This is a genomic window from Luteibacter sp. SVR4-7G, from assembly GCF_056755555.1.
In genome coordinates this window covers 26,987-39,268 of record NZ_JBPGXO010000042.1, presented here as the reverse complement: position 1 = coordinate 39,268, position 12,282 = coordinate 26,987, and the positions used below count along the sequence as shown (strand labels likewise).

7 protein-coding genes are annotated in these 12,282 nt (G+C 65.6%); all 7 read right to left on the bottom strand.

The window, feature by feature from the left end; all coding sequences use genetic code 11:
* Positions 1-1,013: TonB-dependent receptor plug domain-containing protein (locus ACR9ZH_RS15010; RefSeq protein WP_481291564.1), on the bottom strand; the 1,013-nt coding region annotated here is incomplete at its 3' end.
* A 336-nt stretch (positions 1,014-1,349) separates the two neighbouring features.
* Positions 1,350-3,062 (bottom strand): bifunctional sulfate adenylyltransferase/adenylylsulfate kinase, encoded by a 1,713-nt coding sequence (locus tag ACR9ZH_RS15005; RefSeq protein WP_481291563.1) that lies wholly within the window; start codon positions 3,060-3,062, stop codon positions 1,350-1,352.
* Positions 3,059-3,904 (bottom strand): sulfotransferase family protein, encoded by an 846-nt coding sequence (locus tag ACR9ZH_RS15000; protein ID WP_481291562.1) that lies wholly within the window; start codon positions 3,902-3,904, stop codon positions 3,059-3,061. Before ACR9ZH_RS15000 ends, ACR9ZH_RS15005 begins: the two co-directional genes overlap by 4 nt.
* Positions 3,905-3,916: 12 nt before the next feature.
* A complete protein-coding gene (locus ACR9ZH_RS14995; RefSeq protein WP_481291561.1) occupies positions 3,917-4,927 on the bottom strand; it encodes a LacI family DNA-binding transcriptional regulator in 1,011 nt (336 codons plus the stop codon).
* A 10-nt stretch (positions 4,928-4,937) separates the two neighbouring features.
* Positions 4,938-7,646: a glycoside hydrolase family 2 protein gene (locus tag ACR9ZH_RS14990; RefSeq protein ID WP_481291560.1), complete on the bottom strand. Its 2,709-nt coding sequence runs from the start codon at positions 7,644-7,646 to the stop codon at positions 4,938-4,940.
* Positions 7,647-7,649: 3 nt separating this feature from the next.
* Complete coding sequence (locus ACR9ZH_RS14985; RefSeq protein ID WP_481291559.1) at positions 7,650-9,011, bottom strand: APC family permease; 1,362 nt, start codon at positions 9,009-9,011, stop codon at positions 7,650-7,652.
* Between the two features lie 8 nt (positions 9,012-9,019).
* Positions 9,020-12,220, bottom strand: a complete 3,201-nt coding sequence (locus ACR9ZH_RS14980) for a TonB-dependent receptor (protein WP_481291558.1) — start codon at positions 12,218-12,220, stop codon at positions 9,020-9,022.
* Positions 12,221-12,282 lie beyond the last annotated feature (62 nt).

Here is a 12,282-nt window from a genome sequence, read left to right as displayed (position 1 = left end):
CTCAGCGTGGTGTAGCTCACGTTGTACGGCGTGCCGCAATAGTTGCCCAGGCCCTTGCCATCACGGTGGCTATAGGCGGTGGTGCCACCGTAGAGGTACGACAGGGGCGCGCACGTCGCGGCGCCCGGATCGATGTAGTGCTGGTTGCTACCCAGCTGCTGGCGCAGGAAGGTGCGCGACGGCACCGCGCCCTTGCCTGTCGGGTCGTCGTAGTACGAGTCGATGTAGTCGCGCTGGTAGGCCCACACCGGGGTCTGTTTTTCCAGCTGGATGCCACCGGACACGTCCAGGTCGCCCCAGCGGTGGCCGCTGTTCAGCTGCAGGCGCTGGTTCTCGCCGCCACCATCGCTGTAGCCGCCCATGCGGAAGTTGAGGTGCGTCCCCTCGATATGGTCCTTCAGCACGATGTTGACCACGCCGGCAATGGCCGACGAGCCGTAGACCGACGACTGGCCGCCGGTCAGCACGTCGATATGGTCGATCAGGCCGACGGGAATGTTGGCGATGTCGGTGATGTTGCTGCCACCGTTGTAGGCCAGCGGATAGCTCGTCATGGGACGGCCGTTCAGCAGCGTCAGGGTGTATTCCGGCGCCAGGCCAAGCAGGCTGACCGTCTTGGCACCCGGCGTGAAGCCGCCGGTGAACTGGCCGTCCTGCACGGAGCCATTGGCGACGGGAAGCGCACGAAGGGCCTCGAACGTACTGCCAAAGCCCTTCTGCTCGATGTCCTTGGCCGTGATGGAAATGGTGGGCGACGGGCCTTCGATCTGCGCTCGCGGGATGAGCGAGCCGGTGACCGTCACCGCCTGCATCTTCGTAGCGTGGTCGGCGTCCCGGCCATCCACCGTCTTCCTGATGTCCACCGTGCGGCTGCTGGGCGCGGCCGCGTCCTGGGTGGACTTGCCGTTGGCGTCGCTTGCGGGCGGCGCATCCGCCGGGCTCGACTGCTGCGCATACACGCCCGGCGCGAGCAGCATCGACGCGACTGCCAGTCTCAAGACCTTCACCTTCATAGACTCTCCTCCCCTTGCGCCATGGGCGCACCGTGACTTTCAGGCATGCCTTCCCCGCCGCCGCTCACGCGCCGTCTCGAAAAGCCTTGATGACCGCCCTCCCGTCCCACGAGTCAGGCGGGTGCTGCCGTTGCGCATAGGCACACGTCCACCGCCCCGGGCGGGACGGTGTGGCGTACCTGCGGCTGAAACACCCCTCGCACGTCACGCCGGCCACCCGCGCGTGATCCCCTCCCAAGGATGCGGCCCGCGCGATTTAGATCGTGACAAACCGAGATTGGCAAACAAGGATGGTATTTGTCAACGGCAACGCAACAGAGCCATCTAGACGGCTAATCAGCTGGCCATCAACTGACGCTCGCGAAGCACCCCAAGGATACGCGCCGCGAGCGATGCCGGCGTCTGCGTCGCGCCATCCAGCCGAAGATCCGGCGCTTCTGGAATCTCGTAAGGATCGCTGATGCCGGTGAAATGCTTGAGCACACCGGAGCGAGCCTGCGCATACAGCCCTTTGGTATCGCGCGCTTCGCAGACACTGAGGCTGGTGCTGACATGCACCTCGACGAACTCGCCGTGCACTTCGACCAGCGCACGGGCCGCTGCCCTGTCTTCGGCGTAGGGAGCGATCGGCGCGCAGATGGCGATGCCTCCATGCCGGACGATTTCCGATGCGACGTACGCGATCCTGAGGATGTTGGCGGAACGGTCGGCGCGCGAAAAGCCCAGGCCCGCCGACAAGGTTTTACGCACCTCGTCGCCGTCGAGCATGCTGACCTGCCGCCCCGTGTTCTCGAGGATGGCGGCCATCAGCGCCCTTGCGATGGTCGACTTGCCCGCGCCGGACAGCCCGGTGAAAAAGATCGCGCACCCTCGTTGTTCCGGACGCGGGAAGCGCTGGCGCAGGATGGCTTCCACTTCCGGATAGGTGAACCATTCCGGGATCGGGCTGCCATCGCGGAGATGCTGGCGGAGCTGGGTGCCGGAGACGTCGCTTACGGCTTCGCCCGCGCGCAATTCCTCAGTGGAGACATAGGCCTGCCTCCCCGGCGAATACACCATGGGCGCGAAGGGAATGACGGTAACGCCCAATTCGCCGGCATGTGCCTGGACCAGGGCCTGCGCGGCGAGTGGCTCGTAGTACGAACGCCCCGATGCGTCCTTCCCCGGGCCGGCATGATCGCGACCGACGATGAAGAAGTTCGCGCCGAAGTTCTTCCGGATGATGGCGTGCCAGAGCGCCTCGCGCGGGCCGCCCATGCGCATGGCCAGCGGCAGCACGGACAGCTTCACCGCGTCCGCGGGGTAATGCGCCAGCAATGCGCGGTAGCAGCGGACGCGGGTGTACGTATCGATATCGCCGTCTCTCGTCCGCCCGACGACGGGATGCAGCAGGAGCCTGCCGTCCACGGCTTCCATGGCCAGGCGCGTCAGCTCCACGTGCGCGCGGTGCAGCGGATTGCGTGTCTGGAAGGCAACGATGCGCGGCCACCCCTTCGCGGCGAGATAGGTGCGCATCTCGCGCGGGGTCGCGCGCAGATCGGTGAAGTCGTGGTGGGCGGGCCGCTGCAGGCCGCGAAGGCGGCCGCCGAGGTAAACCTCGCCCCGGTGCAGCAGGTCGGCGACGCCGGGATGCTGGCTGTCCAGCGTGCCGTAAACCTGCAAGGCTTCGCGGACCTTGTCCGGGTGGAAGATGTCGGACAGGGTGAGCACCGCCAATGCCGTGCCCTGGATGTCGCGCAGCATGACGTCCTGCCCGACCGATAACGACGCCGCGGCATCTGCGGAGACATCGAGCGTGATGGGCATGGGCCAGAGGGTGCCGTCGGCCAGGCGGAGGCTGTCGACGACGGCGTCGTAATCCGCTTTCCCCATGAAGCCTTCGAGTGGCGAAAACGCACCATCGAGAAGCAGCTCGAGATCGCAAAGTTGCCGATGGTCGAGAACCAGGTCCGGCAGTGAGCCCGACGCACGCCGTGTCTCGAGGGCCTCCCCCTCCGGCAGGTACAAGTCCTTCAGTACACCGCCATGCGGTTCGATCAGCGCGATCAAACGATCGTCACCTGGTTGACGTTGTTCTTCGGATCCGCCCAGAACGCCTCGTTGGCGAAACGCCCGAAGATCTCGCGCGGAAGGACGGGCGCGCGTTCGACGGCCTCGACCTTGGCGCGGACCACGTGCAGCCCCGGCATGCCCACGCGCGCGTCGAATTCGTCGGCGCTGTAGGAGATATGGTCGAAGTCGTGCTCGAACCACGGCTCGCCGAGAAACCGGTATACCGCGCGCATGGCCGCTTCGGGGTCGCGCACCAGGCTCTCGTAAGTAAGCAGCAGCAGGTGATCGCGTGCGTGCTCGCCGTAAAAGGCTTCCTTCGTTGCCTGGTAGGCGAAACCGACCATGCCGCGCGGATCGGTCAGGGCCTCCACCCGCGAATACGCCGTCGTGTTGGTGTCGTAGCGAAACACCTTGCTGACGCTCACCGGCTGCTTGAGTACCAGCCGCTCCATGCTGTCGAGCACCCAGGCCAGCTGGCGCACGCAGGCGATTACTTTCACGCCCGGGAAGAGGGTTTCGAGCAGGCCCATGCGGCTGCACCAAAGACGGCTCATGTCGAAGACCGCCTCGGCACGGGTATCGGTGGAATAGAAGTTCTCCACCAGGCCACGCAGCACGGCCACGCGCTGTTCGTCGGTGACGTCGAAGGCGAAGTCGTTCTTGCTGCTGGCCTCGGCCACCACGACGCCCATGATGTCGGCCAGCGGGCTGGTCATGCCGGCGCGGAAGCGCGGGTTCTGGTTCAGGATGGCGGCAAGCAACGTGGTGCCCGCGCGCGGCAGGCCGGAGATGAAATGGAACCGGCGCCGGGTGGCGGGGACATCGGGCGTGGCTGACATGCGTGCTTTCCTCTATCGGGGTGCTGGCGCCGTGGATGCGCGCAGGCGCATCTGGTAGTCGAGTTCGACCATGCGGGGCTCGCCCTTGCCAAGGAGACCCAGCAGGAGTTCCTCCGTGGCGCGCTTGCCCATCTCGCGCACTGGCTGGCGGACCGTGGTGAGCAGTGGCCATACCTGGGTCGCGATGGTGGTGTCGTCGAAGCCGCAGATGGACACCTCGCCCGGCACGGAAACGCCGGCTTCGGCGGCGGCCCATATGGCGCCGACGGCCATGTCGTCGTCGGCCGCGAAGATGGCCGTGGGCCGTTGCTTGAGGCGCAGCAGCTGGCGTGCGGCTTGCACGCCCGACTCGAAGGAGAACTGGCCCTGGACCATGTACTCGGCGCGTTCCGCCAATCCGGCGCGCTTCAGTCCGTCGCGGAATCCCGCAAGACGCCACACGCCCGCGCCATGCTTCGGGTCTCCGATGATGTGCGCGATGCGGCGGTGCCCGAGAGCGACGAGATGATCCACCATCGCGGCGGCGGCCTCGCGCTCCTGCAGGATGACGCCGGCGATGCCCCTGGGTTTGCGCGGTGCGATGGATGCAAACGGCAGCCCGGTGGCGCGCAGGTGCGCAAGCAGTGCCGGATGGTCCGTGATGGGTGGCGTGAGGATCAGCCCGTCGGGACGGTGCCGCCACAGGATGCCCTCGACCCGCTCCATGAAATCCCGCGCCTTGGAGTCGAGGGGCTGCACCATCATGCTGTACTGGTGCGCCTCGCAGGCCTCCTGCACGCCCGCCTGCACTTCCATGATGTAGCTGGGCGACAGGTTGTCGTAGAGCAGCCCGATCATGAAGGAACGATTGGATGCGAGGCTGCGCGCCGACGTGAGCGGCCGGTAGTTCAGTTCGGCGACGGCGGCCATGACCCGGTCGCGCACCTCCTTGCGCACGCCCGGTTCCTGGTTGAGCACGCGTGAGACGGTCTTCTTCGACGTATCGGACGCACGGGCCACATCGTTGATGGTCACGCGCGACATGAAGGCCTCTTCAATGCTTCGTTCCCTGGGTGACTCCCGCGGCCACCTGCTCCACGGGGGTGTTCCAACCGGATACCTCGACGACCGCACCGGTCGCGCCTCGCGCCGGGTAACGCGCCGTGAGCACGACGGACTCGCCGGGCCAGAGCGTGAGGTCATTGTCTGTCCACCTCACGGGCAGCGCAAGATCGCCCTTCGCGCCCCGGCGTATCGCCAGGTGCTCCTGTACGGCGGCCGACGGCGACGACGAAGGCACGGAAAGCGTCACCGTGGTGACCTCCTCGTCGCCCTCGCGAACGGTCGAGGCATGGACCTCGCGGGTTGCCTTCGGCATCGATGCCAAGGCGGTGAAATCGCCGTACTGGGTGAGCGGCGTGAGGTACCAGTTCGACTTCGCCCAGTCGAGTTTGTCGGCCTGCGTGGACAGCCAGTAGACGTTGCGGCTCACCGGCTTCCCGTCGGATCCGGCCAATTCCAGCTCGATGAAATAGACCGTCGACAAGCCGGCGACCTGCGGCAGTTCGAGCACCGGCTGGGCGTGGTTGCCCGGCAGGTCGATGCTTTGCACCTGCTTCTGGTAGCGCACGCTGCCGTCGAGGTTGCGGACCTTTACCGAAGCCTGCAGCCCGTGGTGTTCGTCCAGCGTGTGGTTCACCACGATGATGGAGCGCGAATCGTACGAGTACTGGATATGCACCGGCTCGTTGGCTTTCTTGGCACCGTAGTAAGCGCCGGCCGGGTTCATGTAGTAGTCGTAGAGGTGCCAGTGCAGCGATGGCCACGCATTGTTGAGCATCCAGTAGATGACGCCGGTGGCGGGATTGGCGGCACCCATGCGCGCGTTGAAGGCTTCGAACTGCGCGCGCACATTGTCGTAGTTGTCGAGCTGGGCCTTCGCCACGTAATCGGCGAGACCGGTGAACGCGCCGTAGCGCTTCGCCACGGCCGTGTCGAACGGAGTGAGCACGGAGAACGTCGACCAGTCGGCCGAGGCATGGTATTGCCGGGCTTCCGGGTACTTCCAAAGGGCTTCCTGCTCCTGCGCCGACAACATGCGCTGCACGTCCTCGAGACGGGGAATGACCGCGCCCGCGCTGACCTCGGAATCGAAACCGAACGCCGCACCCAGTTTGTCCGCGTACCAGTACGACGGCGGGATCCAGTCGTAGGGGCCCGCCATCTTCATGCCGGAGGGCCCGGCCTCGGCCGTCTTGTCGTCCACGGCGGCGGAGATGACCGGCAACGACCAGCCTTCCGCACGAAGCGTGTCCGTATACATCTTCGACAGCGCCGGCGGCGGCGCGTGGTCGCTGCCGATGTAGAAGCCGATCACCGAGGGATGGTTGCGCAGCAGGCGGGCTTCGCTGGCCATCGAGGCCTGCGCCACGCGCATGTCGGCATCGTTCCAGGGCTCGCCACCCGTCTTGGCGGCGGCTTCCCACTTGTCGCAGCATTCCCAGCCGGCGAGGATGAGGATGCCGTTGCGGTCGGCGAGGTCGTAGAAGCGTTCGTTCTCCAGCTTGCCTTCGCTGCGGATGGTGTTGATGCCGAGATTCACCACGTAGCTGAATTCGGCCTCCATGCGCGCCGGGTCGTCGCGCAGGAACATGTCCGGCGCCCAGCCGCCGCCACGTATCAGCAAGGGCTGGCCATTGACGATGAACTGGCGGTAGCCCTGCGTGGTCAGCGTGGATTCGACACGCCGGATGCCGAAGCTCGTCGCTGCCTTGTCCGACAAGGCGCCATCGACGGTCGCGGTCAGCGCCATCTGGTACAGGGGGTGCTCGCCCATGCCTATAGGCCACCACACCTTGGGATGGTCCAGCGTCACGCCCGGCGTCGCGCCGGAAGCAAACGATACGACCTTCACCTCGCCGGGCGCGAGATGGACCGTCTGCCGCACCGGCCTGTCGGCGACGGTGCCCGTGACGGTGGCATCGTGGGCGACCGTATCCAGGTTGCTGGCCGTGACGCTCACGGCCAGCGTCGCCTGCTGGAGGTCCTTCGACAAGGTCGTGGCCACGCACGGCGCGCTCAAGGCGACCGGACCGGTCTGGACGAGGTCCACGCCGCGCCAGGGGCCCATGTTGTTGTCCGGCGGCGTGGGATTCCAGTCGACCCAGCCGATGGACAGGCTCATCCGTGGATCGCCGGGGTAGATCTTGAAGGCCACGGCGTTGGCGCCCGCATGAACCCATCGCGTCACGTCGATGTCGTGTACGGGATAGGCGCCCGCGAGATCGGCGTGGTCGGCGATCTTCTGCCCGTTCACCCAGGCGTCCGCACTGGCGATGATGCCGTGGGTGCGCAGCAGGGTGAACCGCTTTCCGGTCGCCTTCGGCAGGTTGAAGCCCGCCCGGTACCACCAGGGCGTCACGAACAGGTTGCCGCTGGCGTCGGGCACCTGCACGGCGCGAAGGTTGTCGCTATGGAAGACGTCGTCCTTGAAGACCTCGTTCTCGAGCAGCCCGGCCATGACCGTGGCGCGGCCGGTGACGGAGTACCAGTCCTTGCCGGCGAAGCCGCTGGCGGAGACCGCCGCGCCGTCCTGCTGTGCTTTCGTGCTGTCCTGGATCTGCCAGCGCCCGATGGGGCTGACGGTGCCGGCTTCCGCGGCGACGCGGGTGTCGGCGTAGATGGTACGTGCCGTCGCCGCCGGGCCGAAGACCAGGCCCATCACGAGGGCGGCGGCGAAAGTGGTCCGTGCTGCACACTGCATGCGTCAATGCTCCCCGGAGGCTGTTCGTTTGATCTCGATCGGTGCGAAAGGCCATGCGGCATTCATCCGCGCCCACAGCGCGAACACCACGAGGCCGGCGGCGATCCAGGCGCCCGAAAGCATCAGCGACAAGGTCGACGCAGACACATAGACGTACACCCAGCCCACCACCGCGATGATGCAAGGCACCGGATAAAGCCACTGCTTGTACGGCCGCTCAAGCTGTGGCTCGCGCCGGCGCAGTACGACGAGCGCCACGACCTGGGCGATCGACTGCACCAGGATGGTCGCCGTCAGCAGCATGTTGATGACTTCGGTCAGGTCGAAAAAAGTCCCGATGGCGGTGACCGCGCCCATCGTCAGCAAGGCGACGTGGGGAAAACCGTCCCTTGCATGCAGCCGGCCGAACGTCGAAAGGAAGACCTTGTCCCGCGCCGCCTCGAACGGTACGCGCGAGCCGCCGAGCAGGCCGGTGAACACCGAGGCCAGTGCCGTGACGATGATGAGCGCGGTCATCACCGCCGCGACCGGGTGGCCCCAGCTGCGTTCCACCACCAGGGACGCGACGGATTTGGATCTGGCGATCTCCTGCCATGGCGCCACGCCCAGTACGCTGATATTGAGGAGGAGGTAGATAACCATCATCGCCATGATCGAAATGATGATGGAGCGCGGCATGGTGCGTCCGGGGTCGCGCAGTTCGTCACCGATGTAGGCCGTGGTGTTGTAGCCCAGGTAGTCGTAGACACCGATGATGAGGCCCGCCCCGAGTCCGGCGAAGAAGCGGGGGCCGAACGCATCCGGCGCGAAGTCGAACGCGAGCGCGGCGTCGAAGTGCGAAAATCCGGCGGCCGCCACGCCGACGATCGAGACCAGCATGATCGCCCACAAGGCGATGGTGATGACGCGTACCGATTCGATCCGGCGGTAGAGCAGCCACGTCACGAGCGCCGTCGCAACCACTCCCACAATGCGCGCGGTCCACCAGCCCATGTCCGGGAAGAAGAACTGCAGGTACTCCACCATGCCGATGATGCCCGTGGACATCAGCAAGGGGATCGCCAGCAGCATCGTCCAGATGAAGAGAAACGGCATGAGCTTGCCGGTGCGCTCCTGGAACGCTTCACGCAGGTAGACATAGGTGCCGCCGGAGCCGGGCATGGCCGCGCCCAACTCCGCCCACACCAGCCCGTCGGCCATGGCCAGCATGGCGCCCACGATCCACCCGACGATCGCCTGCGGGCCGCCCATCGCCGCCACCATCAACGGGATCGTGATGAACGGGCCGATCCCGCACATCTGCGTCATGTTGATGGCGGTGCCCGAAAAGACGCCGATCGACCGGTGGAAGCTGCGCTCGTTCATGGGTTCCCTTACCACTGGCCACGGATGCCGAACATGAACATGCGCTCGGAGAACGTCGAGTGCCCCGGCTGCCCCGACCACGTCAGATAGTAACGCTGGTATTCGTTCGTCAGGTTCGTGCCGTTGAGGAACACCTCCAGCTGCTTGGCGAACTTGTACGAAATGGACGCATCGATGTATTTCTGCGGGGCCTCGTACATCTCCAGGCCGGTGATGCCGCCGACGCTATCGGCCACCGCCCGCTTCGAGCGATAGTTGTACGCCACGCGGGCCTGGAATCGGTCGTCCTGGTACCACAGGATGAAGTTGCCGGATTTCGTGGAGTTGTCCTGGAACGGGATCTTCTTCCCGGCGAGGTCCTTCTCCCCGGAGTTGCTGGGTGCGTACGTGGCATTCAGTTCCATGCCCGTCTTCGAGAGGATGCCGGGCAGGAAGGTGAAGCCCTGGCGGTAATCGAATTCCGCGCCCTTGATGCTGTTGCCCGTGCCCTGCACCGGCTCGGTGATGACGATGCAGTGGTTGCGCACCACGCCATCTTCGTCGGGCAGCGTACAGTTGGTGACGCTGCCGTTCTTGATGAAGCTGTCCACGTTGATGCGGAACAGCGCGAGGCTGATCATGCTGGTGGGGTTGATGTAGTACTCCGCCGAGGCGCCGAAGTTGGTGGAACGCCAGGGATCGAGATTCGGATTGCCGGAGGACGTGCCGTTGGCGACGCGGAACACCGGTCCATCTGGCGTCTCGGCCAGCGAATAGTTCAGCTGCAGGCCGCCGCCCCAGGTGCTCAGGTTCAGCGGCATCATGTTCTTCGAATACGCCAGGCGGAACTTGAGGCTGTCGGTCACGTCCAGGGCAAAGTTGGCCGAGGGCAGCACGTCCTGGTACGACCGCTTGGTGATATCGCGGCCCACGTCTTCCGGTTCGTCGCCGTAGGCACCCGGATCGCCGCTGAGGTGCTGCGTCACGTCGAGCTTGCTGCGGATGAGGCGCACGCCCACGTTGCCGCTATAGGTCATGTCGCCGATCGTGCCGTTGAAGTCGCCCTGGAGATAGCCCGACAGCTCCTTCAGCCGCACGCCCCATGTGGTACCCGGTTCGGCGACCCGCACGGTATCGGGATATAGCGACTTCCAGTAAGCCTCCGGGTTCTTCATGGCATCGGGGTCGATCGCCCAGAAGTCGATGCCGGAGCCGAGCAGGTTGTTGTAGGGCTTGAAGTTGTTCGCCAGCGGTGCGGCGGTGTTCGGCATGGAGATGGCCGAGAGCGGGCCGGCACGGAAATAGCCCTGGTCGTTACCGGCGGTACACGCCCCGCTGTTCAACACCACGTCGGCGCCGACGTAGCGCACCAGGCAGCCGTTCGGATCGCTCGCGCCCATGCCGGCGTATACCGGGGTCTCGAACGTCCAGCCCTTGTTACTTGCATCGCGGATGCTGTTGCGCACGCCGAACTCGAGCTTGAACCCGTCGTCGAAATCGAACTTGCCGTCGAAGCGCAAGGCGTTGAGGGCCACCTCGCGGTCGTAGTTGCCCGACGATTCGAGCGTCTTCAGGGTCCAGGCGTTGGGATTGGCGAACGCCGCCGCGAGTTCCGCGGGTGTACTGATCTTCAGGTAGCGGCCACGGAAGTCGGCCACGATCGGGATGGTGTTCTGCGGGATGCCGGTGGGATTGAACACACGGTTGCCGCCCAGCTCAGCGGGATACACCATCGTCCCCGGCGGCACCGCATCATCGGGCACGCCGTCCTTCAGCACGTTGGGCCACAGGGCGCCGTCCGAATCGGAAATGTTGACGTCGGTTTCCTGCAGGGACTGCGAAGCGGTGTCGTGGATGCCGCGGAGCGAAGCCGTGAAGGGCCCGCCGTTGTCGTAGTCGAGCTGCAGGTTCAGGTTCTTCGCCACGGAGAACTTGCGGATCATCGACGAATACGATTCCACGTCGCCCGGCCACTTCTGGTACACCTTCGTGGTGTAAATGTTCGAGCCTTCCCAGCCGGGTTCGGGCGTGCCATACGAACCGAGCGCCGGGCGGCCGGTATCCTGCGACTGCAGCGGCACGTACGTCGCGCCCTGCCAGTTGGTGGAGTTGAACTGGACGCCGACGTTCCGGTCGAACTCGTGCTGCTGCGAATAGAAGTAATCGCTGGTCAGGCTGAACCCGTTGCCGATGTCGAACTGGAAGGAGGCATTGCCCGACTTCCGCTTGCGCTGGGTGATGATCTGGTTGATCCCGAAGTCCTGGCTGCCCATGAAGACGCCGTTGGACTTGCCGTCGCCGTTCACGTCGACGCTGCCGTCGGCGTTCTGCACGATCTGCGGCGGGATGGGCGCGCCGTTCCACGGCGTGAGGAAGCCGTTGTAACCGCCGGCGCTGGCGGCGTTCTCGCCGTTGAGTACGACGCCGTACTGGTCCAGCCCTTCGGTCGAATTCATGCGCCGCGTGTCGGAGTAGTCGCCCGAGATCAGGAAACCCCAGCGGCCGCTGTCGTTGTAGGAGATGAGGCCGTTGGCCTCGGGCCCCGTGTGCCGCGTGGTCGAACCGCGCTCGCCATTGGCCGAGTAGCTGTAGGTGAATCCGGAAGGCAGGTCCCAGGGCCGGTAGGTATGCAGGTCGATCGCACCGCTGATGCCCGCGTCGGTTTCATTGGCCGTCGATGACTTCACCACGTCCGCGCCGTGGAACAGCGTCGACGGCAGCATGCTGAAGTCGGGCTGCTGGGAATCGATCTGGTCCGCGGTGATGAACACCTCGCCGTTGAGCATGGTACCGACCTGCGGCAGCCCGCGGACGTCGACCGAGGTGCCCACGCCCGCGTCGCGGTTGATCTGCACGCCGGTGATGCGCTGGAGCGAATCCGTGATCGTCGTATCGGGCAGCGCACCGATGTTCTCCGCGGTGATGCTGTCCTGGATCTTGTCGGCGTCGCGCTTCACGTCGATCGCCTTCATCTGCGAGGCGCGGACACCGGTCACCGTGACACCCGACAGGTCAACGGCGGCCTTGTCGGCATTGGCCTGGCCATCCTGGCCGCTACCCTTTTTCGCCGCGGCCGCGGGCGGCGTGGCCGGGGTGGTGGCTGCCTGGGCGGGCGGCGCATCCTGCCACATGTCGAAGAAGGTGGAAGCGCCTGCCGATGCCGAAGCGACGGCTAGCAGTGTCGCCGTGATGGCGAACGACAAGGGATGCTTGCGAAGTGCTGTGGACATGGGCCGTGACCTCGTGACTGTTGCTTGTCGGGAACGCGTGATGCGCGGCCACGCCCGGAAGC